Source organism: Pradoshia sp. TA40_28 (assembly GCF_059694525.1).
Genome location: NZ_JCATZO010000004.1, coordinates 45,931 through 71,960 on the forward strand (window position 1 = coordinate 45,931; position 26,030 = coordinate 71,960).

Sequence of the window (26,030 nt, forward strand, 5' to 3'; positions counted from 1 at the left end):
CCGTTACGGCGCGCCGGTTACATATAATGTTTGGCCTGTGATGTAATCCGCCTCTGTTGAAGCTAAAAATAAAATGGCATTTGCAATATCCTTTGGTTTGCCCGTACGTTGGATTGGATTACTTGCAATAAATCTTTCCTTGAATTGTTGAAAGTCATTGATGCCTCTCTTTGCTGCAGACTGTGCTGAAATCTCGCTCATTTCAGTATCAATAAACCCCGGTGCTACAGCATTGACAGTTATGCCTTCATGACCAAGCTCTAATGCTAAAGTACGTGTGATTCCTTGGACACCAGCTTTAGAAGCGGAGTAATTGACTCGACCTTTGGCACCGCGTGCGGCTGCTGAAGATATAAACACGATTTTTCCAGTTTGCTGTTTAATCATCGGTGGCGTTACATGCTGTGCTAATAAATAGGAGCCCTTTAAATTAACAGCAAGAACCTGATCCCACTCTGCTTCAGTCATATTCGTCAGCATATTATCTTGTAATATACCAGCGCAGTTGACTAAAATATCTACTCTTTGATAGGCTTGTATAATTTTTTCCATTGTTCTTGCAATTTGTTCACTATTCGTAATATCAACTACATCATATATGACCGTTGCACCTTGCTGCTTTAAGGCAGATGCTGTTTCTACTAATTTTTGCTCATTAACATCAAGGAGCACAATATGTGCTCCTTCCTGTGCAAACATCTCTGCAGTTACTGCCCCTATTCCGCGTGCTCCACCTGTTATGATGACTACCTTCTTCTCAAATCTCATATTATCCCTGCTTTGTCTTTTATACTTCTTGCTCGTTAAACCACTGGATTGCACCTTTTAAGCCGTTCTCAGAAATTTTTTGCTGCACCTGCTTAATACCATCTGCCGTATGAATAATGGCATCTTGTTCTGGACCAAACATAAGCCCTGTACGAAAGCCTTGTAAATCCATAATCCGGTTATGTGCTTGCTTTTTCAGTTTTAAAATATCCAACGGAGTTTTCGCAATACCACGCGCAATTTCTAATGTTGCTTCATCCAATTCACCTGGCTTCACACATTTAGCAGCAATGCCATATTGTTCTGCTTCACGTCCTGTAATACGGCTACCCGCTGTTAAATCAAGCAACTTTGCACGTTGATGCCCAACATGCCATCCCCAATAAATACCGACAAACCCGCCACCTAAAGGCAATGATGGAAAGCCAAACTGAGTATCTTCGTCTGTTACCACGATGTCACAGCAAGCAACAAGCTGTGTTCCTCCAGCTAAAGCATAGCCATGAACTTGTGCAATGATCGGCTTTGGGTACTCCCAAACACGTAACCAGCGACGTGTGTACCCTTCCAGATTATTTTTATCCTCAATCACAGAGGGTGATTTATATTTTTCTACATCATAGCCAACACAAAATGCTCGGCCGTTTCCTTTAATGATGACTACACTAACGCTATCATCATGCTCCAGTTCATCAAGCGCAGCATCTAAATGTTGAAATAATGCTTTGTTTAAGGCATTCAATTTATCTGGGCGATTAAGAATGATATACCCAACACGTCCTTTACGTTCTATAAATACTTCTTTCTTCATTGTTATTTCATTTGCCATGAATATGACCTCCTTAACTGAAGTTTAAATTCCCCTTTAACAAGCTTCGGGCTATTGTACGACGATGAATCTCTGACGTACCATCAGGAATCCTCATCGTACGTGCCAAACGGAAGCCTTCTTCTAGCTCTAACTCATTTGATATCCCCATACCACCATGAATTTGAATCGCACGGTCATACACACGGCCCATCATCTCTGTACAATATGCTTTAACCATAGATATTTCTTTCGCAGGAGTTTTTTCTGAATTATCAATTTTCCAAGCACAGTGTAATGCCATGTTGCGTGCAGCATAGATATCCATCGCACTCTCTGCCAGCATTTGCTGAATCATTTGATGCTCACCAATTTTCTTGCCAAATGTTTCACGGATATTGGCATAGTCAACTGCTTTTTTAAGTGCCCACTGTGCTGAACCAATGCACCTTCCACTTAAGCCCATACGTCCGTTATTAATGCCATGAATAGCTTTTGTGAATCCATCATCCACTTTGCCAATCACATGCTCATGCGGTACACGCAAATTATCCATGCTGATAATAGTCGCTTCTCCACCTAAAGATCCCATCACAGGAATAATTGACTCTACTTCAAAGCCATCCCATTTTGTATCAACGAAGAAACAGGATATACCGCCTTTACGTTGCGCAAATAAATCTTCATTTGTAACCGCGAATAATAAACAATAGTCTGCATAAGCTGCATTTGATATCCACTGCTTTGTCCCATTAATAATCCAATCATCGCCTTCACGTACAGCTCGCGTTCTAATGCTCCAAACGTCTGAACCGGCGTCAGGCTCTGTTAAACCAAAGCATAATGTTTCTTCACCGCTTGCAATTTTCGGTAAATACTTTTCTTTTAGTGAAGGTTGCAATCCTTTTAATACAGGTGTTAATCCATTAGTAAATGGTGATGGGATAATCACATGCTCAATTAATTTTCGATTTGGATATAGTTTGTTTAACCCTTCTGCCACGAGTAATGCAGTAACAGCACCCAGTTGTTCGCCACCTAACTCTTTATCTCCAAACATCGTATAGAAGCCTGCTTTTGCCGATTCCATCCGGACAATTTTTCGTAATGCTTCCACTTCTGGATGGCGTCGGCCATCCTCTAAGTAGTAATTACGCTCGTTATATAGCAAATTGCGATTCTCTTCTTCTAGCGGTACAACCACTTTTTCTACAAATTGTTTGAGTGCATCAATAATCGCCTCTGTTTCTTCAGGCATACGAAAATCCATGATTATTCTCTCCTTTGATATACATTTAAATTTTTGCTAACTGCTTATGAAATGTCATTAAACCATCTGCTATTTTTACGCCCTGACCCTCGTTAAAAACCATTACTGGGTTTAAATCCGATTCGATTAAATCATCTTCTAATGCTGCTACAACCTCACTAAATTTAGAAATGACTTCACTTAGCGCATTTATATCACTTGCGGGCTTTCCGCGATAGGCTTCGAGCACTTTTGCTGCTTGTAGCTCAGCTAGCATTTCTTTTGCTTCATGCTGATTAACTGGCGCTTTACGCATCGCAATATCCTTTAACACTTCGATATAAATACCGCCGAGACCGACAATGATCATTTGTCCAAAAATCGGATCACGCTTTGAGCCGATAAATAATTCTTTAAAGTCGCCATTTATCATTTCTTGAACTAATATTCCTTCAAAATCAGCACCCGGTGTCGAAGTAATAATTTCTTGTAAGCGCTTAAACTCAGCTATTGCTTGCTCTTCAAAACGTATATTTATACTCACTAATCCCTTATCTGATTTGTGTAAAATCTGAGGTGACATTCCTTTTAATACAATTGGAAATGTAAATTCCTTTAATAAAAGCCTCAATTCATTTTCAGATGTAGCGAGCTTTTCATACGTGATTGGTAAATTAAATTGTTTTAAAAACTTTTTACTTCCATACTCTGTTAATAAACTATCTACATTCCTTAAATCAATTGCTGATAACTTGCTGTTTACGGTTAACCCTTTCTGGTTGTAATTCGCAAAGTCTTTTAATGCTTTTAAAGCAATGACTGCGCGAGTAGGATCTTGTAAGACTGGGACATTTGCGTCTCTGAAAGCCATGCTGGATTCTAGACTATTGATAGTCACTGTCATTTGTGGAATATCCGCATATTTTTGTTGCATACGTTGTAATGTAGATATTCGTTCTCTAATTGAATCATGCTTTAAACCTGCAAACCCCAAGAAAATGACCGCCGCATCATATGCACCACTACTTAATACTGCATCCATGAATTCTTCCAGTAAATTCGGTATATATGATATTTGCGCTGTCGTATCTATAGGATTTTGGGTTCCTGCGATTGGTAATATTGCTTTTAATTTTTCTTTTACATAATCTGGTGTTTCAGGTAGTGTGAATCCGTTTTCAATTAGTTGGTCAGCTAACATGATCCCTACTCCACCTGAGATAGTAAACACTGCAACTCGATTTCCAAGTGGTGAAGGCAATTGGGAAGCTGCATATGTAACATCTAAAAATTCATCAATTGTCGTAGCGCGGTACACACCTTGCTGCTTAAACACAGTACTAAAAACTTCATCAGAACCGACTATGGAACCAGTGTGTGAAACAGCGGCTTTCATCCCTGCTTCAGTTCGCCCAACCTTTAGCGCAATCACCGGTTTGCCATTCTCTCTAGCCAGTTTTAACGCTTGAATCAGCTTTTTGCCATCTTTAACTCCTTCTATGTAGCAGGCAATAACATCTGTATGTGAATCTGTCGCTAAAAACTCAATACAATCAGCTACATCAACATCTGCTTCATTACCAGTAGCGACAAAATAGCTAAAGCCTATATTTTGTTGGCGTGCCAGTGTGAAAACATGCGATCCGAAGGCACCACTTTGGCTGACGAAGCCGATACGGCTTTCCAGTGGCTTTTCTTCTTCAATAATGGTTGAAAATGTACCATAGAAGTTATTGCGTACATTAAAAATACCTAAACAGTTTGGTCCGAGTAGACGAATGCCATGCTCCGCAGCAATATCTTTTAATTCCTGCTGCGCTGCTCGACCTTCTTCACCCAGTTCTCCAAAACCTGCGCTGAAAATGACGACAGCTTTCACCTTTTTTTGACCACATTTGCGCACAGTATTAAGAACAGCGTGACTTGGTAATGCGATAATGACAACATCAACAGGCGCTTCAATATTTAATAAATCCGGATAGCATGTTAAATCATTAATCATGTCATACTTCGGATTGACAGGATATATGTTCCCTGGATAGCCATAGCGTTGCAAATAGCTAAGTGGACGTCCACCTATTTTTTTTGCATCTGGTGAAGCACCGATAATAGCTACACTTTTTGGATTAAACAGCGGCTCCAAATGACTCATAGCTACACCCCTTCCTATCTCGTGTGATTTCGTTTTGTTTAGCAATTATTCGATACAATATATATAAAGCAACCTCGATGCCAAACGTACGGAAACTTATCCAAAAACTTAAATTTATTTCTTTTAATGAAACATTTTCATAAGTTATTGCTAACCTTTGTCTATATCTAATTAGTTTCTGCATCATTTTGAAACACTGTGTTTCAAAAGTATTCAATCTCAAAGATCAAAGACAAAAGGGAGTAGAAATGAAAACATTCCGACTCCCTTTGTTTTAAAAATATAATTATCCGTTTATAATATTTATCTCTTAATTACTATAGAAAATAGGAAGAGTGGTAAAACTTCAAATTCCTTTCTGTTACGTGTACACTTGATATTAAAATCTATTTATGTATTGCCAGAATCAACAGGAAAGGTGTTTTTATATAAAAAAATAGTCGAAATCGAAAATCCAAGAGTTTCTCTACATCATTCATTTTCTCTGAAAATCGCCTTAAGATAATTTCATTATTTATCTGCACCTTCGTTTATTTTTCTCCATAATGTACTTCGACTAATGCCTAATATTTTTGCAGCTTCTTGCTTATTGCCATTTGTACGTGCTAACACCTCTTGAATTTTTGTATACTCTACTTCTTTAATCGTTTGATGAAAACTTTCTTCCTCACTGCTTCTATTTAATAAGTATGTATTTTCCTGAATGGCTTCATCCAAATAAGAGACAAATAATGTTTCATCAATATGGTCCTCTGCAATTAAGTACGCAAATAAACGTTCAATTGTATTTTCAAATTCACGCACATTGCCTTCCCATAAATGCTTCTCTAGTAAAGGTAAAGCAGCTTTGAAAAATGGCGCTATTTTCGGATATAAAGCTGGACTATGATGAATGGTAAAATGTTCAAACAAACGCTGAATATCACCTTGGCGTTCATTTAAATTTGGTAAAAATAAATTTAATACCGCCACACGATAATATAGATCCATCCGGAAATCTCCAGCTTTTACCCCTTCCATTAAATTGACGTTTGTCGCGGAAATGACACGTACATTAATCGGAATCGCTGCAGCACCACCAACACGACGCACATTTTTTTCCTGTAATACGCGCAGCAGCTTGGCTTGCATGCTTAATGGCAGCTCACCAATCTCATCTAAAAAAATGGTTCCGTTATGTGCTACTTCAAATAAGCCTGCCTTTCCACCTTTTAAAGCTCCTGTAAATGCGCCATCGCTATAACCAAAAAATTCACTTTCTAATAAATTTTCAGGAATGGCTGCGCAGTTTATAGCCACAAACGGCTGACTCGCCCGGTTGCTAGCATTATGTATACTTTGTGCAAATAACTCTTTACCAGTACCAGATTCCCCTAGTATTAAAACATTGGCATCTGCTTTCGCAAATTTTTGTGCCTTCATCTTGGCTTTTAACATTGGCTCACTTTCACCGATAATATCCTCGAAAATATATGTTGCACCTTCGTTATTTTTATTCATTTTTTTACGTACTTTATTTTCTTTTTGCTGCAATGTTTCAACATCCGATAACATGACAACATAGCCATCCAGCACATCGTTTACATATATGGCTTGTTTATTTATAATCAATGTTTTTTGCTTGTATTTAACAATGTTATCACTAACCTCATTTTTTTTGAGTAATTCATTTAGTAACTCACTTCTGCCAATAACTTCTGAAATCAATTGAGATTCATAATTTGAGCTTTGATCCAAATCTAAAACGCTTATAGCTGCCTGATTCATATTCAAGACACGATTCATACTATTTAAGCTAATGACACCCTCTTGAAAATTCTCCATGATAATTCCCTGACGCTTGTGGTTACCTCGTTCTATTACTTTTGCTTGTAAAATCGCAAAAGCGATGTCGACCGAAAGCCGAATAGTTTCTTCACTGTACCACAGCACACCATGCATACTGTACTTCTTTGCCATATTGACAATGAGTCCTGAACCGACAATCACATTTTTAGGATCGGCGCTCAACTTTTTTACAACCTTTTCTGCATCTTCTGTAGATTTAAAGACATATTGCTTTAAGTTAATTCCAACCATCTTACTAAAGCTTTGCTCATCAAAATGAGAATCTTTCTTTAAGAATTCCTTATAATAGTTTACTATGCAAATTTGGTCAGATACTTTTGATGCCGATACTAGCGCACGGATAAAATCTCGCGTTTGAACTCTCAAAGGTACAATATGCCCTCTAACGTTTAAAGCTTTTAATCGTTCTGCTAGTACAACACCACAAATCAAAATATCCTCATTTCTTATATAATAGGGTCGCTTCAAAATATGCTTTGAATCGACTTCCTGTATCGTTAAATTAGGTACTGAATCTCTTCTTTTAAATATTTCCTTCTTCACAAAATCTACCAAAGGATATGAACCTGATACTAAAAGCTTTAACATGAACAAATCACCCCTTGCTCATATTATAGAACAAAATTATACATTTGTTTACATTTAAAGTAAATCCACCCAATTATACCTATCAAAATTTATAATATTTTAATATAAAACAAAAAAAGTGAAGGATTTCTCCTCCTCTTTGATTTGATTATTTAGCACCATACCAGTGTCTTACATTGTCATTCATCATTTGGGAAATTTGCTCTTTTGACACACCCTGTTGTTGCAATCTTGGGAGCACAGTATGCATTAAGTAGGTCATCGACCAGTCAGGGCTCGCCTTCTTTTGCAAATGTGTCGGTTTATACATATCGGTTGTACAGCAATAATCCTGCGATAAAAACATGCGGTTCACATAACCTTTATCTATTAAAGTTTTCACTGTATTGTTTCGCTTATCTGTCGGGAGTACTTTTAAAATGCCGTAGCGGTCCATACCAATAAACACACCGTAGCTTAATACACGTTCAATATAATCGATATTGTCAGTATCACCACAATGTCCGATTAAAACCTTTGACAAGTCTACTTGTTCTTCTTTAAAAATTTCAATTTGGCGTAAGCCCGTTTCAGTCGCCGGATGAGAATGTGTCATAATGGGCAAACCGGTTTGAAGATGTGCTCTTGCTACAGCCCGTAATACCTTTTCTACACCAGGCGTTACGCCTTGCTTGTCTGTAGCACATTTCAAAAATCCGGCTTTTATTGTCGTCCGCTGAATTCCGACTTCAGCATCCCGAATGAATTGCTCTGCTAAAAAATCAACACTATTTACTGAAAAACGCGTCGGCAATTCATTAAATGTATATACACCAGTAGCTGCTATGATTTGAACACCTGTCTCTTTAGAAATTCGCTTCATCAACAAAACATCTCGGTCCAGTCCCATTACAGTTGGATCAAAAATGCTCTGTATACCATAAGTTTTTGCTCCTAAAACCTGTACTTTTGCTAATTGAAACTCTTCTTCATCATCATATAAATGAGGAAATTGGATAGCAACTGCTTCTGAACGTGTCCGCATATGCTCATGAATTAATGTTGTTCCTAACTCATCGATATGTATTGGTCCTGTCACAGATTCAATATAAATTTCGTTCCGCCTCCTTTACTTAATAAAATTCGGTAAAAATGTTACGATATCAGGGATTGCATACAAAAGGAAGATAAGCGCCATGATCGGAATCACAAAGATAAGGGCACCTTTAAAAATACTTCCTAGATCCAACTCTTTTACTACTCCTCGCAAGACGAAGCAATTCATACCAACTGGTGGTGAAATTAATGCTACTTCTACTAATAATACAATAATGACACCGAACCAAATTAAATCAAAATCATACGCAATTAGTGTAGGTAACAAAATGGGAATCGTTACCACTACCATTGCAAGTGTATCCATAATGGCCCCAAGAACTAAATACATCACAACCATTAATAAGAAGAAGACAAATGGCGACAAGTTTGCACCAAATAAAAGGTCTGCCAATAAGTTAGGTACCCGTGTGACGGTTAATACATAGTTTAATAGAAACGCACCCATTACAATAACGAAGATAAAACCTGTCGTTTTAATTGTGCCAAAAATGGCTTCAGAGTATACTTTCCATGTTAGTTTACGGCGTAATAGAGCAATTATAAATGCTCCAAATGCACCCACACCAGCCGCTTCCGTTGCTGTGAAGAACCCTAAATAAATCCCTCCCATTACAACGATGAATAAGCAAATAATCCAAATATTTACCTTCAATGAAGCTAATTTTTCTGACCAGCTTACTGGCTCGTCTAGTTGGTCTCCAACCATATTCGGACGTAATTTTAAGACGATATAAATGGTTAATACAAAGAATAATGTTAATAAAATCCCCGGTACGATACCAGCAATTAATAGCTTTCCGATAGATTGCTCTGTAATCATCCCATATATAATAAACATTGTACTTGGCGGAATCAAAATCCCTAGAGTACCACCAGCGACTATCGCCCCACCTGTTAATGATTTTGCATAATTAGCCTTTAACATTTCCTTGGCAGCAACTAAACCAATCGTACTTGTTGTCGCCAAACTAGAACCTGATGATGATGCGAATACTGATGATGCAATAATAGTCGCCATCGCTAAACCACCACGGATACGACCAAAAAACTTTCGAAAAGTATCAAATAAATCATCTGTGAATCCAGCTGAGAATAAAAACTGACCCATTAAAACGAATAAAGGAATTGTGCTTAAAGTGTAATTACTACTCCGATCCCAAATGATACTTTCAATTGCTGCAAATAAAGCTACTTCCGTCTTTAAGTATAGGATTGCAATAAAGGAAGGCAATGCCATCGCTAACACAATCGGAACACGCAAGAACATTAAAATGAACACTGATACTATTACAACTACACCAACCATTTCCATGCTCATCATTTCAACCTCCTATTCTTCAAACTTTTTATACTCTTTCATTCTTAGCAATACGGTAATCTTTTGGAATGCCATAATCGCCCATGCTAGAAAACCAGCAATTAAAAGCGCTTTCAAAGGAAAGTACTTGTAACCTAGTAAAATAGAAGAATGTTCTGTATCAAATTTTGTATAAAAAGCATACGCCACAATTAGACAAAAAATCATCGTTAACGTTAAAGATAGAATATCAAGGAACTTTTGAATACCAGCTGGAAAATGGTCAGCAATAATCCCTACTTCAACATGACCATTACGATATTCCGTATAGGCCATCGAACCTGCCACTAATATAACCATACATAATTGGACAATTTCCACATCACCAATAATAGGATAATTCATTGCCCGTGCAACCGCGGCTACACTCACAAAGACCATCATCACGACAAGTGCTGCATAGGCAATATAGGCGATAAAGAATGTAAACCACTTTGCAAATTTATCAAAAAACGCCATGTGCATCCTCCTTTTCACAAAAGTGGTGGCAAAAGCTCGTCACTTTTGCCACTATAAAGATTATTTTGGAACCTCTACCCCTTCAGCTTCTAAAAGTTCAACATAATAATCCATCATTTCCTGCCCATCATAACCACGTTTGTTTGCTTCTTTTACCCAAGCATTCATTTGTGCTTTAATTGGCTTTTTCCATTGTGCGATTTCTTCCTCTGTTGGTTCATATACACCGCCACCATTAGCACCAACGCGATCTTCATACACTCCAATGTTTTTAGTAGCCATGTTCGCATACAGCTCTGTACATAATTGATTAAATTTCGGCCCTAAATCAGTGATCATTAATACTTGCAAATCTTCCGGCAATGACTCTACAAATGCTGAATTAATATAAAATGGCATTACACTGACCGCCATATCCACTTTTGTCATCCAATTTGTTACTTCATCAAATTTATAGCCTAATGCCCCTAGCCCTGTATAAACTGCGTAATCCGTAATGCCACGTTCCAATGATTCATATAAATCTGCATTCCCTAATGATACTGGTGTTGCACCTATTGTCTTAAATAATTCAATCCGTCCAGCTACACTATCAGATACTTTTTGTTGTTTTAAATCCTTAGTCCCTTTAATCGGTTCTTGACCGAATAATTGATATGAATCTGTGGACGTAACTCCGAGGTATGTCACATCATTTGAGATATCCTCACCGTACTTTTCAATAAATGGACCTAAAACTTTTGGGACAATTTCTGGATAACGTAATAGAAATGGAATATCTCCAATGGTTAATGGGAACATATCTGTATCTGTATGCAACCCTGGAATAATAAATCCAGCTTCATATACACTCGCCTCAATATCTACATATCCTGAATTTAGCGTACCTAACGCTGCCCCGGAATAAGCATGTACCTTTAATCTTCCTTCTGATTTTTCCTCCACATATTCAATCCAGGGATCTACCACTTGCTTCGCAAAATCACTAGAGGCTGAAGCAGAGAAATTCAAACTAAATGCGTGAATCTTTTCACCAGATGCGGTAACCCTTGATTCCCCTGAGCCGCATGCTGATAAAAATGTGCAAGTCATTAACAACAAGATTACTAGTAGACTTTGTTTTTTCTTCATTGTCATCCCCATTCCAAGAAGAATTATTAACTATACTTTTTGTACTCCGACACCTTCAAAATAAGGCATTACTTGTTCAGAAAATAATTTCATAGACTTCAGTACATTTGTTTGAGGCTGCCCCCCAATATTCATCCATAAAATAATATTATTTAAGCCTGTTTCTTTTCTAAATTCTTTAATATCTTCAATAACTTTTTCTGGAGAACCAACGAGTGTATTTTCTGATTGTAAGAAACGCTCATAATCTACATTACGCTCACGATCAATGACGCCAAAAGTCGGGCGGCTATCACGCTCGCTCATATACCATTCAAGCCCAGCACGATATTCTGCCCGCGCTTGTTCTGTTGTTTCAGCTACATAACAGAATAAAAGCTTACCCGAGCGTGCTAGAATATCTTCTACATATTCTTCACTCAACCCTGACTCAATAGCTGACTCCCGATATAACTTGATTTTATGCTTCGTATCTTCATTCGTAATGCCACCAAGCATGAAAGAATGACCTTGCTTAGCTGCATTAATGATGGATGCATCGTTACCTGAAACCATCACAAAAATAGGGGGACCATCTTGTTGTGCTGGACGTGGATATACAGGTACATTCTCAATATTATAGAACTGACCTGAATAGGTAACACGTTCAGATTGGAACGCCGCTGTTAAAATATCGAGAGATTCTAAATAACGCTCATGCCGATCGTCAAAATTAATATTGTAAGCATCAAATTCTAGTTTGTCATAGCCTTTTCCAACACCTAAATAAAGGCGCCCATTACTAATGACATCCACTAAATTCATTTCCTCGGCCACTTTTAAAGGATGGTGTAAAGGCAAGCGCGTAACACCTGTTGCTAATTTAATATTTTTGGTCGTTGCGGCTGCAGCTGCTAAATAAACAGCCGTATTGCTAACGACCCCATAACTTCGAGCATTATGCTCAGCAATCCATGCTGCCTCGTACCCTAATTCATCCGCTACTTGAATTTGCTCTAACCCATTACGCAGTTCCTCTGCATCAGTTTTTGTTGGTGGCAACGAATTCAAGAAGAACAATCCAAACTTCATATCTTGTTCAGCCATAAATCTTTCATCCCCTTTTATTAAATAGTGTTCATTTTAATGTTATCGCTTTCATAAAATCTGCACTTAATATAAACAAAGCAATTCATATACCAAACGAAAAAAACAGCTCAGAAAAAACAACTTAATGGGAATATTTCATTTTTTATGTCTTTTCATAGCTGCTTACACTAAAAATTCATTTTTTAAAAGGGGAAAAATATTCCAAAAAATGAAACAACTCGTTTCTTTTTTGAAACAATATTACTGCAATCTATAAAAAAATCTGCTGATAATCACCAGCAGATAAATAATTTCTATATCCTTGCCAATAAACCACCATCTACGACAAATTCTGAGCCTGTAGAGTAGGAAGATTTATTAGAAGCTAAATAGATTACCAAATTAGAAACATCCTCACACGTTCCAAATCTCCCTGCGGGTATATGTTTTTCGCGAGCAGCAAGCTCCTCTTCCGTTTTATATACTAAGTCAGTTAAGTTTGTACGAATACTACCTGGATGAACGGAATTGACACGTATATGATATTTAGCAAACTCTAATGCTGCCGTTTTTGTTAATCCGTTGATAGCAAATTTCGAGGACACATACGCAACACTTTCTTCTCTTCCTGCTATCCCTAAAATCGATGAGATATTAATAATAGAACCCTCGCCTGCTTTTTTCATAGAAGGTAGCACCGCTTGCATTCCCATTAATGTTCCTGCTTGATTAATTTGTATAACCTTCATATAATCGTCAACAGATATTTCCTCTATCGCACCTTTAATGGAAATCCCTGCATTATTCACTAAAATATCAACCGCCCCAAAAAGCTCTTCTGTTGCTCTAACAATGTGTTTCCATGCATCAGAATCAGACACATCATGCTGCATGAATTTCACATCCGAGCCTAATTCCTGCTCCAGCTGAAACCCTTCTTCCACTAAAATATCGGTAAATACTACTTTGGCACCTTCATTCATAAACGCACGTACATGCATGGCACCCATACCGCGTGCACCGCCTGTTATCAAAGCTACTTTTCCTTGTAACATGCTCTTCCTCCTTGCTGCTTACGAATGTTGAAATTGAAAAGATCCAAGCTTAACTTCTAAATATTCATCGATACCATGTCCACCCTCTGAGCCTAAGCCACTCGTTTTCCATCCTCCAAATGGAGCTTGTACGGCAAACGGAGCAGCATCATTAACACCAACAATCCCATACTCAAGCTTTTCAAAAACACGGTTCGCTCTCGAAAGATCATTTGTGTAAAAATAAGAGGCTAAGCCAAATTCTACATCATTTGCACGCTGGACAACTTCTTCCTCTGTATGGAACTTAAAGATTGGAGCTACAGGACCAAATGTTTCCTCAACAGCAATGACCATTGAATCATCTACACCAGTTAACACAGTTGGTTCATAAAAAAAACCTTGTTGTAGTTCTACAGTTGTTGCACGCTGTCCACCTGTTAACACGGATGCACCTTTTGCTACTGCGTCTTCCACTTGTTCATTCACTTTCGCAATTGCACCTTCATTAATAAGTGGTCCGATTCGGCAGCTAGTATTGGCGCCATTTCCGATTGGCAATCCCTTGACTTTTTCTACATATTTCTCAACAAAATTATCATAAATTCCTTCTTGCACATAAATGCGATTCGCACATACACATTGTTGGCCGGATGAATTAAATTTAGTTGTTACTGCCCCCTCGACAGCAGCATCAAGATCCGCATCATCAAATACAATAAATGGGGCGTGTCCACCTAGTTCCATTGATACTTTTTTAACTGTTTCTGCACTTTTCTTCATTAATTCAATTCCAACTTCAGTTGAGCCTGTAAAAGAGATCTTCTTAACATCCGGGCTCGCTAACCATACGTCTGTAATTTCTTCCGCTCCACCAATAACTAAGTTAACAACGCCTTTCGGAATTCCACATTCTTCAAAAATTTTCACTAATTTTATCGCACTTAGCGGTGACTGATTAGACGGGCGAATTAGACAAGTACAGCCCGCAGCTAATGCAGGTGCCAACTTACGGCTAAGCATTTGCAATGGGAAATTCCACGGTGTTATGGCTGCAACAACTCCAATAGGCTGCTTAATTGTCAAAAGACGCTTATTTGGTGCATTGCTAGGAATTTGTTCACCATAAATACGTCGAGCTTCTTCAGCAAACCATTTAAAATAGGCAGCTGTACTATCCACTTCATAATACGAATTTTGGATGGGCTTCCCCATTTCGGTGGTAATCGTTAAAGCCAAATCCTCTTTACGCTCAAGAATCATTGCAGCAATTTTTTCTAACATTTGTGCCTTTTCAATGGCAATCGTTTGTGACCAAGTTGGAAAAGCATGCTTAGCACTTTCAATTGCATGGATTGCATCTTCCTTCGATCCTTTAGCGACTTCTTGAACTAGCTCACCTGTCGCTGGATTTCTCACCTTTATTTTTTGCTCTTTTACTAACCACTCACCGTTTACATACATGGAAGGCACCCCTTTAATTAGTGTAAAGGCGTATCCACAATCTGCGGACACACCCTTTGTTTTTACGATGTGACTGCTGATTGCTTTAATTCTTCAATCAATAATGGAACAATTTCAAATAAGTCACCAACAATACCATAATCGGCAATCGAGAAAATATTTGCTTCAGGATCTTTATTAATCGCAACAATAATCTTTGCATTAGACATACCCGCTACGTGCTGAATTGCTCCGGAAATGCCACATGCGATATATAAATCAGGTGTGACCACTTTACCTGTTTGTCCTATTTGCATTGCATAATCACAATAGCCTGCATCACATGCTCCGCGTGATGCACCAACAGCTCCACCTAAGATATTCGCCAACTGCTGCAACGCTTCAAAGCCTTCTTCACTTTTTATCCCGCGTCCTCCTGCAACAATGACTTTTGCCTCTGACAAATCAACACCGGTAGATACTTTACGAACAACATCTTTAATAACCGTTTGCAACGACTTTAATTCCACAGTTTTCTCTTCTATTGAACCTGTACACGCGTAATCACATACTGCCGCTTCAATATTATTCGGACGAATCGTAATAATGGTTCTGTCGGTTGTCGAGGATCTTGTTTCAAATGCTTTACCCGCATAAATAGGACGCGTGAATGTTCCGTTTTCTTCTATTTTTATAACATCTGAAATTAATGCCGCCTGCAATCTTGCTGCCAGGCGAGGTGCTACATCTTTTCCTAATGAAGTATGACCAAGAATGATATAGGAAGGCTGTAACTCCTCTATCACCTGACGCAATGCTTGCGCGGAGCTTTCAGCAGTTGGCATATGTAATTGCTCATTTGTCACCAATAGGGCTTTCGCTGCTCCAGCTTGAACAAGTGCTTGTCCATGTTGTTCTGTTGCTTTTCCCATAACAACGGCGACAATTTCTGCAGTTGCATTCAATTGCTTCGCAGCCTGGATTGCTTCATAACTAACGTTGCGCAATTCACCATCACGCAGTTCACTCACAACTAATATGATTGTCATCTGTTTGTCATCTCCTTAAATTACTTTTGCTTCCGTACGAAGTGCTTGAATTAAACTTTGTACTTGTTGTTGCGGCTCACCCTCTAAAATTCTCCCGGCTGATTTTTCTGCTGGCAGGAAAATATCCTCTCGATTCGTTAAACCTACAATATCCTCTAAATCTAAGTCATCCAGTTCAATTTCCTCAATCGGCTTTTTCTTTGCCTTCATAATGCCTGGTAAAGAAGGATAACGCGGCTCATTTAAGCCTTGCTGACAAGTGACAAGCAATGGCAATGGAACTTCCAAAAGCTCTTCATCCCCTTCGACATCTCGTGTAATCGTTGCTGTCTCACCGTTAATCGATAAGTTCGTGATAGTTGTCACCGCATTGATACTTAATAGCTCTGCTACTAACGGACCCACCTGTCCAGAGCCTCCGTCAATCGCCATATTACCGACTAAAATTAAGTCAACTGACTGATCTTCTAAATACTTTGCAATTACTTTTGCGGTTGAATGTGTATCGCCATTTTCAATATCTTCTTCGTTAATAAGCACGGCATCATCCGCACCCATCGCTAAAGCCGTACGCAGCTGTTTTTCGGCTTCTTCATCACCAACCGTGACAATTGTTACTTTGCCTCCATGTGCATCGCGCTGTATTATAGCTTCCTCAATTGCGTATTCGTCGTACGGATTGATAATATACTCCGCATCACCATCTTGAATTTCTCCATTACGTATAACGATTTTTTCTTCTGTATGGAATGTCCTTTTTAACAACACATAAATATTCACACTGTATCCTCCTATACTTGTAAGTTTTCAATAATGGTTGTAATGCCTAGACCACCTGCAATACATAGTGTCACGACACCATAACGAACTCCTCGACGTTCCATTTCATGCAGCAGCTTCGTCGTTAAAATCGCGCCAGTTGCCCCTATTGGATGTCCATGAGCAATTGCTCCGCCATTCACATTGACTTTATCTAAAGAAATGCCCCACTCTTTCAAAACGGCCAGTGATTGTGCCGCAAAAGCTTCATTTAATTCGACAAGTCCGATATCATCCCATGTTAGTCCAGCTAGCTTTAATGCCTTATGTGTAGCAGGAACTGGGCCAATTCCCATAATTTCTGGAGAAACACCTGCTGCGGCTTGGGCAACGATCCTTGCCTTTGGCTTTAATCCGCGCTGTAATGCGGCTTCCTCAGAAGCTATTAATAATGCTGATGCACCATCATTGCGTCCACTGCTATTTCCAGCTGTTACGGTTCCGTCTTTTGAAAATACAGGTTTTAATTTTGCCAGCTTTTCTATGGGAGATAACCGGGGATGCTCATCTACCTTAAAAATAGTCGTTGCTCGCTTTGATTTTATTTCGATTGGCAATATCTCTTTTTCAAACCGCCCACTTTCTATGGCATTGGCAGCTAATTCTTGACTGCGCAAGGCAAACTCATCCTGCTCTTGGCGAGATATATTGTATTTTTTCGCGAGGTTCTCAGCCGTTTCACCCATAGTAAATGAACCATATTGATCAATTGGTTGAGAACGCGGCTGACTTTCCGTATTAGGGTCTAAAATGACACCATTCCCTGCACCATAGCCATATCGCCCGTTACGAATATAGTAAGGTGCAGTACTCATGCTCTCTACACCGCCTGCAATAATGAAATCAGCTAAACCTCCATTAATTTGCAGTGCCGCATTATTAATGGCTTGCAGACCAGAACCACATTGGCGATGCACGGTGTAGCCTGGAATATGTATAGGCAATTTAGCTCGCAATGCCGCTACACGCGCTAAGTTCGGCGTATCAGTACTTTGCTTTCCTTGCCCTAAAATAATTTCATCGATTAATTCCGGATCAATTTGTGTTCTACGGATGATATCTTGTAAAACATCCGCTCCTAAATAATCAGCCTCGATATCTTTTAAACTACCACCTAATTTTCCTATCGCTGTACGCACAGAATCGATAATTACTACATGTGTCATCACTACGCCACCTTAATCGTATTTATAAAAGCCCTGTCCGGATTTTCTTCCTAATCGACCAGCCTTTACATATTTGACTAACAACGGGCTTGGTCGATACTTCTCTCCTAGAGTTTCATATAAATATTGCATATTGCGTAAACGCGAATCTAAGCCGACTAAATCTGCTAATTCTAACGCTCCCATTGGATGGTTTAAGCCCAGTTTTAACGCTTTATCAATATCTTCCGCGGATGCTACACCTTCCATTAACATATTCATAGCTTCATTTCCGATTAAACAATTCATGCGACTTGTCACAAACCCAGGGAATTCATTGACTTCTACGACTTCCTTGTTCATGTTTAGCGCAACCTGTTTCACAAATTCATACGTTTCATCTGTTGTATCCAACCCTCGAACAATCTCGACAAGTTTCATCCGTGGTACAGGATTAAAGAAGTGCATCGCGATGGTTTGTCCAGCTCGATTTGTTTGTGCACCAATTTCTGTCGGGCTCATGGTAGAAGTATTTGTCGCTAAGATAGTATGTGGCGGACAGATGTTATCTAACCTTTGAAAAATATCAATCTTTAAATCCATTTTTTCAAGCACGGCTTCAATCACTAGGTCCGCCTCACCCGCAGCCTTCTCCAAGCTTGTTGTATAGCGAATGTTAGAAACTGCTTCAAGGTCTGAATCTTTTGCATACCCCCGGGAAATTGCTTTATCAACATCTTTTTTTATTTGGGCTTCAGCATTCAATAAGGCATCCTCAGAAACATCGTGCAACACTACGTCAAAGTTTGTAATAGCCGCAGCATGTGCAATACCACGTCCCATCACACCTGCGCCAATAACTGCGATTTTTAACATTTCATTCCCTCTCTCACTTCGGTTATTTGCCAAGATAATTAGCAGGTCGTTTTTCCAAAAAAGCGGTTGTACCTTCTAGCTTATCTTCACTTTCAAAAACAATGGCTTGTGCTAATTTTTCAAGCATGAGCGATGATTCTAAATTTAAATCAAAGCCTTGATGTACAACCATTTTGGCGAGTCGCAGTGCTACTGGACCTTTAGTGATAATGGACTGCGCATACTCCTGTACAACAGCTAGTAGGTATTCCGATTCAGTGACCTTCGATATTAATCCAATCTGCTCAGCACGATCTGCAGAAATGATAGCACCGGTTAGAATCATATCGAGCGCTCTCCCTTTACCGATTATTCGTGCCAAGCGTTGTGTACCGCCACCACCGGGAATAATCGCTAAATTCAATTCTGGTAATCCAAATTTCGCTCTATTGGATGCGATGCGAATGTCACAGGCCAGTGCTAATTCGCAGCCACCCCCCAACGCGAATCCATTTACAGCTGCAATTGTTACTTTACTGCTTTGTTCTAAGCGCTTACAAACTCCTTGTAAGCCGGGTTCTAACGCATCAATAAAGCGTCTGTTCTGAAGTTGCTGGATATCTGCACCTGAAGCAAACGCCTTATCCCCCTGACCTGTCAGTACAATCACGACGATATTTTCATTTTGCTCAAAAGCGGTAATGGCTTGCTCGAGCTCATCATATGTTTGAGTATCTAGCGCATTGCGTACCGCTGGACGATTGATTTTAATCAGACCAATTTGCTGACATTCTTCAAGCAGAATATTTTGATACATCCTTATTCCTCCAATTTTCCCAGATGAGGCCTTAAGCAAGAGTTATGCCAAAGATTCCTTTTGTAAAACATGATGATTACAATAGCAGGTTAATTGCTCTGTAAGCCCCTTTATTCCAAACTCCAATTTTTCCCCTCTTGGTAAATAATCTGTCACCCAATATAGAAAACGTAAAATCAATGTACGTCTCCACACAATATTCTTTGTTTGATTTTCAGCAAACCATTTATCAATCGTGTTGTACACACCCCGATTAATGCTGAAAGATTGCTCACAAAAACGAACAAAATCTAAATCAGGTAAATGAATGACATCTGAATTGATTTCTGAAGAGAATTTTTGTAAATAGCTTTCAGATTTATGATTTTGCTGCAATTGCTGCTTCGCAATAATACAATCCTGCTGTAACTGCGCTTTCAGCAACTCAACCGTTTTAAACTTCTTTTCATTACGAATAAATTGGCAAATTTCAACCGATATTTTTTGACCATAAATATCTTGATTAAAATTCAGTATGTGCACCTCAAATGTCTTATGTTTCGGGATATGTTTAAATGTTGGTCTTACACCAATATTCATGACACCAAAATATTTATGTTCATCGATAGATACATGTACACTATAAACACCGTTAAGTGTAGGAAATTGAACATCGCCCAGTAGCGATAAGTTAGCTGTAGGAAAGCCAAGCTTACGTCCCATGCGATTCCCCTGTACAACTTCTCCTTGGATTACAGATATTTTTTGAGTCATATAGTTCCCCCCAAAAAGTTAATTTTCTGCTTATCCTGTAAAGAGCAATTTCCGTGCCAAAGTGATTTATTTTTATCGAATATTCATAATTTTATGGTTTTTTTGTAAAATACATATTAAAATACACAGTATAAAGGAAATTCACATAATGAAGGGGGAGTTTTATGAACTTTGAACTACAAACTTCACAAAAACTAGCAAAAGTATTAACAACGGAGCAATTCCAGCATTTAGAAGTATTACAACTTTCTAATGATGAACTAGAGAATTTAATCTATGAACGCGCTACAGAAAATCCACTCATCAATATCATTGATCCACAAGTGACAAACCTACTTGACTATACAACAACGGTATTCAAAAATACGGCAGTACAAACTCAAACTGATAGGGAAAAACATGATGTGATTCAACAAATTGCTTCCAAAGAATCATCACTTACTTTTATTTTTGATCAGATTCCCCTCCAACACAATTTATCGGAAAAGGATATCCGCATTTTAAAATATTTAATTTATAACTTAGATGATAACTATTTTTTAGATATCGATTTAGAAGACGTTGCACAAGCTTTTCATGTGGAGCATGAAGTGGTTTTAAATCTTTTATATTTATTACAGAGCTTCGAACCATTTGGGATAGGCGCACGAAACCTAACGGAATACTTACTTATACAGGTTGATAACGACTTAAGCGCACCTCCATTGGCAGCACAGTTTATACAGGATCACCTAGATAAAGTAGCCAAATTGTCAATTAAATTTTTGAGTAATCACTATAGAGTCTCTGTAAAAGAAGTAAAAAGAACCATTCAATATATACGTACATTGAATCCAACGCCACCAACTTCATTTAATCCGGAGGACGGCTATATCGTACCTGAGATAGTTGTCGAACGTATAGAACGTGAATGGGTTGTACAAATACAGCACCCTCTTCGACCAAAGATTGAAATTAATGAAGAATATGTAAAAATACTTAAAAACACGAAAACGCATAACCAATATTATCAAACCTGCTTAAAGGACGTTTTATTACTAACCCAGGGCATTGAACAGCGTGATCGTACTTTATACGCTTTAGCCCGTATGCTATTAGACTTGCAGGAAGATTTTTTTGAGTACGGTATCGAAGCTTTAAAGCCAATTCGTATAAAAGATATCGCGGCTGCACTGAATTTACATGAATCTACAATCAGTCGTACCATCCGCAATAAATATATCAAGACACCTCACGGAGTATTCGCTTTACGTTCCCTTTTTGTGAAAGGGCTTACAAATAGATCGGGAAAAATGGACTCCGTAGCCTATGTAAAAAGTCGTATTCAAGAGTTAGTAGCACAAGAAGATAGCACTGCGCCACTAACTGATCAGCAATTAACAATGACACTTCAAGGTGAGGGTATTCAAATTTCACGTAGAACTGTCGCAAAATATCGTGAAGAACTCAATATCCATAGCTCCTCAAAGCGCGCATATATTTACAAAGATGACGTTTCATTTTGAAACATGATGAAACAACAATTAACGAATACAATAAAAGGCATATGAATCTCAGACCTAACCTAAATAATTTGAAATACTAAAAACAGGCTGGGCATAACTAGCTTCAAAAAATTAAAGCCGATGAATTTTTACTCTCGTAAAATCCCACCGGCTTTTTCAACCTCAGATTCAGCACTTTTTTATAAATGTACTAGTTCAAAGGTGTTTTATATTGTCTCTTATTGTCTTAATTATTTGGTTTAGCCCAATTTTTTAATTTACAGCTTTTTAGCTTTTATACGTGTTTCTTAACGTTGCTCCCTATTGATTCAAATAATTAAAATCATGCTTCTGCTTTATACCTAGTAATTCATTTGATGTTCTATCCATCCTTATTCATTATGAACAATAGCCAGTATTCTCTATTCTAAATCCATGTTCTTTGCCTCTTTTTTACTGCATCAAATTCATTATAGTTTAAACTTCTTAACTAAATGATTTAATTCTTCTCCTAGTCTAGCCAATTGTTCAGCACTATCTTTTACTTCTTCCATTGTTTGGCCGGTTTGTTCAGTAGCTGCAGAAGTCTCTTCAATTCCTGCGGAGGATTCTTGGCTAATGGCTGCCATATCCTGAATGGAATGGTTCATGGTTAAGCTATCCGATACGACTTCTGTTAAATTAGCAGAAATGCCCTGAATCCCTTGAACCATAGATGCTACTGCTAGGTTAATTTCTTTGAATGTATGACTTGTTTCTTCTATTTGCGAAGTACCTTTTACTACTTCTTCTGAACCTTTTGATAGTGAATTCACAAGGTCTTCAAACTGGCTTTGAATCTCTTTTACAATAAGCGTAATATCTTTTACGGATAAAGCGGTTTGACCAGCCAATTTTTTAACTTCATCAGCTACAACAGCAAACCCTCTGCCCGCTTCTCCTGCCCTAGCTGCTTCAATTGCCGCATTTAAGGAAAGTAAGTTTGTTTGTTCTGCCACATTATTGATCACTACAACAAGTTGAGATATTTCCAGTGATTTTTCGTGCAAGGCTTCCATTTTTACCACAGCATCATTTACAACGGTATTAATGCTAGCCATTTGTTGACTAGATGCATCCATTAATTGAGTCCCGTCATTTGTCATAAGTAAAACTTCTTTAGAAGAGACCTCGATTTCTTTACCATACTGATCTGCTTCTTTCACCTTGCCTGCAAATGTATTCGTTATACTCGCGATTTCAGCGGATCTGGCAGCTAATTGTTCAGAACCGGAAGATAACTCTTGCATGGTAGCTGAGATTTGTTCAGAACCAGAAGATACTTCTAAAGCTGATTGAGTAAGTTCTTCACTATGATTGGCAACTGTCCCTGAAACTTTGGATATGTCACTTAGAATATTTTTGAGCTCTTCTTGTAATTCATTAATAGATAATGCCAATTGACCAGCTTCATCATTTGTCTTAACAACTAATAGTTCATTTGTTAAATCACCTGTGCTAATTAGCTTCACTCTCTCTACTACTTTTCTGATTGGCCCGACAGTTAACTTAATAGTGATATAGGCGATCACCACGATGGTAAGTATAATGAATACGGCAACAATTACTCCTACAAAACTAGCATTTTCTCCATAATCAATTGTTTCGTTTCCTGTCTCTTTCATTTCTTTTTCACGATCAGTCGACACTTCTTTAAAGCCACTAATCAGTTCAGTTTCTAATGGTTGAACCTGTGTTGTTAAAATTTCGATGGCTTTTTCTTTGTTATTATTGTCTACTTCCTCAAATACTTGATTACTTAAAGTACCCCATTCTACTTTTTTATCTAATAGCTCCTTTACCTTATCTGAACTAGTTGATTCTAAAATTTGAGTTTCCAAGGAAATACTTTCTTCTACACCAGATTCGAAGTCCGCACGATATTTCTCATCACCCGATAACAAATATGATTGTAGAAGAGCCGTTCTTTCTATCATATTTATCACTATTTTTTCCTCTAAGATAAGCATTGTTAACTGCTCGTCTAACATTTTTTCTACTTTTTTATTTATACTTTCAAATGCTAAGTGACTGTACCCAGTTGAAAAGTTAACCATTAAGATGACTAGTAAAAAGCCCATAATTAATTTTGTTTTCAAGCTCCACCCATTTATTACTGAATTAATAGACTTCATGTTGATTTTCTCCTTTTATGTACATTTTCGCAAAATGAAATCACACTAAAGTTAAAAAGAAAGGGTATACTGCTTTCAATTCTCTAAAATATAATAACAATAAAATGCGATTGGTTATGTCAGCTTTGATAATCCTTAGTCGATATTTAGTGCATCTAGTACACATTATGAAAAATGACTTGCGTATCTAAATCACTGACGCAATTAATAACTATATCGACATAAATGTTTTTGTTTATAGGGACTTTAGACTTATTTATTTGGACCTCATAAACAAATGCTGGATCTCCCAATGTGCATTTACAATATTATGGAATTTACTAGGACTCATTTTCCTGATTAAATTGTCTCAAACCCGAATTAAATTTAGTACTCCTTATCCATACCATCTATTGATTATCTAATAAAAAAACATCCACAGATAATAGTGGATGTCCTAAATATATCTCTATGTATTCTTTTATTGAGCGGTGTATCCCCCGTCTATGAGAATTTCTGCCCCTGTCATAAAGGTATTTTCAATCGCAAAAATAATTGCATGAGCAATTTCCTCAGGTTTACCCAAACGTTCGATTCCTTTGGATAGCGGATGAAGTGATTTTAACATTTCGATTCCTTCTGTTCCCATTGTTTCATCATTCACCATACCCGTGATAATATAGCCAGGATGAACACTATTTACACGAATATTAAAAGGAGCAAATTCTAATGCCATTGATTTTGTCATTAATCGTACTGCACCTTTACTAGCATTGTAGAAACAAGCACCTGCTGAACCTACTAAGCCTAGAATAGAAGAAACATTTATTACCGCTCCGCCCGTACCTTGTGCAACCATCTGGCGAATGGCTTCACGGCTACAATAGAAAACACCGTTCTGATTAACCCCTATGTACTTTTCATATTCAGATGTTGGTAGGTCCAGCGTGCTGCCTCCTCCACCAATACCTGCATTGGCAACCATTATGTCAAGATGTCCATATTTTTCAACTACGTATGACACCATTTCTTTTACTTGGTTTTCGTCAGATACATCTACTTTCAAAAAATCAACGTTTAACTCACTAGCAGTTTGTTTTCCCAACTCCTCATCGAAGTCTGCAATAACAGCTATTCCGCCTTTGTTGAGGATCGCTTTGACCGCTTCTTTCCCAATTCCATTTGCTCCACCTGTTACGATTGCTACTTTACCTTTGATATCGAACATACTACCTTTTCTCCCTTTCTTGTTTTATAGCCTTTCTAATGAAAGATTTTTGACCATTTACTCCAATATTTTTCTTATGGCTATTTATTTTTCTTAAAAAGTTATTTTTCAAAAATAGTATATCGATATAATTTCCCGATTATATATCCTTTAAACCAAAAATAGTAGAAATATAGTTTGTTTTGCTTATTCGTGCTTTAGAATGATAATCGCTACTTATAAACACTTTTTAAACTTAACAACTGTGAATACTATTAAGATTCTTTTCTAGCCATTCTCTGTGAGAAATCATAAAAAATGGAACAACTAACTCGTTACTATTAGAAACAGGATGAAACCATTCATCAAAAATAGTGTAATTATTAGTGTAGTACAAATAAAATGCCTCCAACTGAAATGAGACAAAGACTATAGTGTTTAAATTTAGATGTTAATACCATATTACGGTAATTTAACTGTATTTCAATTAGGGTAATGCCTCATTTTCCGCACTAATGCAATAATCAAGGTAAGAGACTCTTCAGAATAACATTTTATTCAAATAAGCCATTATAGATGAGTCAGAGGTAGTTGAAAAAAAACCTTGGCACATAGCGAAATTTTAAAACTTATACAATTAAAATAGGAGGAGTCCGAGGAAGCATGATATTATACTTCTCAATAAACTCACTAGCTGAATAGTGATTTTCCCTCTCTCTTCTTTTTCTTCTGACCTCCTAATATG

General features: G+C 37.9%; 21 protein-coding genes. 1 reads left to right on the forward strand and 20 read right to left on the reverse strand.

Annotated features, from left to right (window positions below; translation table 11 throughout):
• Positions 1 to 3: 3 nt before the first annotated feature.
• The 18 genes from AC58NB_RS06205 to AC58NB_RS06290 form a co-directional block, all read right to left on the reverse strand.
• Positions 4 to 768 (reverse strand): SDR family NAD(P)-dependent oxidoreductase, encoded by a 765-nt coding sequence (locus tag AC58NB_RS06205; protein WP_497425962.1) that lies wholly within the window; start codon positions 766 to 768, stop codon positions 4 to 6.
• A gap of 19 nt (positions 769 to 787) precedes the next feature.
• Positions 788 to 1,597 carry an enoyl-CoA hydratase-related protein gene (locus tag AC58NB_RS06210; RefSeq protein ID WP_497425963.1) on the reverse strand — a complete coding sequence of 270 codons (810 nt, stop codon included), beginning with the start codon at positions 1,595 to 1,597 and terminating at the stop codon, positions 788 to 790.
• Between the two features lie 13 nt (positions 1,598 to 1,610).
• Complete coding sequence (locus AC58NB_RS06215) at positions 1,611 to 2,846, reverse strand: acyl-CoA dehydrogenase family protein (RefSeq protein ID WP_497425964.1); 1,236 nt, start codon at positions 2,844 to 2,846, stop codon at positions 1,611 to 1,613.
• Positions 2,847 to 2,871: 25 nt separating this feature from the next.
• Positions 2,872 to 4,977: an acetate--CoA ligase family protein gene (locus AC58NB_RS06220; RefSeq protein ID WP_497425965.1), complete on the reverse strand. Its 2,106-nt coding sequence runs from the start codon at positions 4,975 to 4,977 to the stop codon at positions 2,872 to 2,874.
• 510 nt (positions 4,978 to 5,487) lie between these two features.
• Entirely contained in the window at positions 5,488 to 7,413 is a 1,926-nt protein-coding gene (locus AC58NB_RS06225) for a sigma 54-interacting transcriptional regulator (protein WP_497425966.1), read from the reverse strand.
• Between the two features lie 148 nt (positions 7,414 to 7,561).
• A complete protein-coding gene (locus AC58NB_RS06230) occupies positions 7,562 to 8,491 on the reverse strand; it encodes a phosphotriesterase family protein (protein WP_497425967.1) in 930 nt (309 codons plus the stop codon).
• Between the two features lie 30 nt (positions 8,492 to 8,521).
• The gene (locus AC58NB_RS06235; protein WP_497425968.1) at positions 8,522 to 9,829 is read right to left on the reverse strand and encodes a TRAP transporter large permease; all 1,308 of its coding nucleotides are present in this window, start codon (positions 9,827 to 9,829) and stop codon (positions 8,522 to 8,524) included.
• 12 nt (positions 9,830 to 9,841) lie between these two features.
• Positions 9,842 to 10,327 (reverse strand): TRAP transporter small permease, encoded by a 486-nt coding sequence (locus AC58NB_RS06240; RefSeq protein WP_497425969.1) that lies wholly within the window; start codon positions 10,325 to 10,327, stop codon positions 9,842 to 9,844.
• Between the two features lie 60 nt (positions 10,328 to 10,387).
• On the reverse strand, positions 10,388 to 11,458 hold the full coding sequence (locus tag AC58NB_RS06245) for a TRAP transporter substrate-binding protein (protein WP_497425970.1): 1,071 nt from the start codon (positions 11,456 to 11,458) through the stop codon (positions 10,388 to 10,390).
• Positions 11,459 to 11,488: 30 nt separating this feature from the next.
• On the reverse strand, positions 11,489 to 12,544 hold the full coding sequence (locus AC58NB_RS06250; RefSeq protein ID WP_497425971.1) for an LLM class flavin-dependent oxidoreductase: 1,056 nt from the start codon (positions 12,542 to 12,544) through the stop codon (positions 11,489 to 11,491).
• Between the two features lie 296 nt (positions 12,545 to 12,840).
• On the reverse strand, positions 12,841 to 13,581 hold the full coding sequence (locus AC58NB_RS06255) for an SDR family NAD(P)-dependent oxidoreductase (RefSeq protein WP_497425972.1): 741 nt from the start codon (positions 13,579 to 13,581) through the stop codon (positions 12,841 to 12,843).
• 18 nt (positions 13,582 to 13,599) lie between these two features.
• Positions 13,600 to 15,024 carry an NAD-dependent succinate-semialdehyde dehydrogenase gene (locus AC58NB_RS06260; RefSeq protein WP_497425973.1) on the reverse strand — a complete coding sequence of 475 codons (1,425 nt, stop codon included), beginning with the start codon at positions 15,022 to 15,024 and terminating at the stop codon, positions 13,600 to 13,602.
• 62 nt (positions 15,025 to 15,086) lie between these two features.
• The gene (locus AC58NB_RS06265; protein ID WP_497425974.1) at positions 15,087 to 16,052 is read right to left on the reverse strand and encodes an electron transfer flavoprotein subunit alpha/FixB family protein; all 966 of its coding nucleotides are present in this window, start codon (positions 16,050 to 16,052) and stop codon (positions 15,087 to 15,089) included.
• A gap of 15 nt (positions 16,053 to 16,067) precedes the next feature.
• Entirely contained in the window at positions 16,068 to 16,832 is a 765-nt protein-coding gene (locus tag AC58NB_RS06270) for an electron transfer flavoprotein subunit beta/FixA family protein (protein ID WP_497425975.1), read from the reverse strand.
• Positions 16,833 to 16,843: 11 nt separating this feature from the next.
• Entirely contained in the window at positions 16,844 to 18,037 is a 1,194-nt protein-coding gene (locus AC58NB_RS06275) for a thiolase family protein (RefSeq protein ID WP_497425976.1), read from the reverse strand.
• A 12-nt stretch (positions 18,038 to 18,049) separates the two neighbouring features.
• Positions 18,050 to 18,892 carry a 3-hydroxyacyl-CoA dehydrogenase NAD-binding domain-containing protein gene (locus AC58NB_RS06280; RefSeq protein WP_497425977.1) on the reverse strand — a complete coding sequence of 281 codons (843 nt, stop codon included), beginning with the start codon at positions 18,890 to 18,892 and terminating at the stop codon, positions 18,050 to 18,052.
• 22 nt (positions 18,893 to 18,914) lie between these two features.
• On the reverse strand, positions 18,915 to 19,688 hold the full coding sequence (locus AC58NB_RS06285; protein WP_497425978.1) for an enoyl-CoA hydratase/isomerase family protein: 774 nt from the start codon (positions 19,686 to 19,688) through the stop codon (positions 18,915 to 18,917).
• 42 nt (positions 19,689 to 19,730) lie between these two features.
• Complete coding sequence (locus AC58NB_RS06290) at positions 19,731 to 20,441, reverse strand: riboflavin kinase (RefSeq protein WP_497425979.1); 711 nt, start codon at positions 20,439 to 20,441, stop codon at positions 19,731 to 19,733.
• Positions 20,442 to 20,605: 164 nt separating this feature from the next.
• Between AC58NB_RS06290 and rpoN the strand changes: the two genes are divergently transcribed.
• Positions 20,606 to 21,946 carry an RNA polymerase factor sigma-54 gene (gene rpoN, locus AC58NB_RS06295; RefSeq protein WP_497425980.1) on the forward strand — a complete coding sequence of 447 codons (1,341 nt, stop codon included), beginning with the start codon at positions 20,606 to 20,608 and terminating at the stop codon, positions 21,944 to 21,946.
• A 449-nt stretch (positions 21,947 to 22,395) separates the two neighbouring features.
• Here rpoN and AC58NB_RS06300 read toward each other — a convergent pair whose 3' ends face one another.
• Complete coding sequence (locus tag AC58NB_RS06300; protein ID WP_497425981.1) at positions 22,396 to 24,099, reverse strand: methyl-accepting chemotaxis protein; 1,704 nt, start codon at positions 24,097 to 24,099, stop codon at positions 22,396 to 22,398.
• A 460-nt stretch (positions 24,100 to 24,559) separates the two neighbouring features.
• Positions 24,560 to 25,306: an SDR family NAD(P)-dependent oxidoreductase gene (locus AC58NB_RS06305; RefSeq protein ID WP_497425982.1), complete on the reverse strand. Its 747-nt coding sequence runs from the start codon at positions 25,304 to 25,306 to the stop codon at positions 24,560 to 24,562.
• Positions 25,307 to 26,030: the final 724 nt, after the last annotated feature.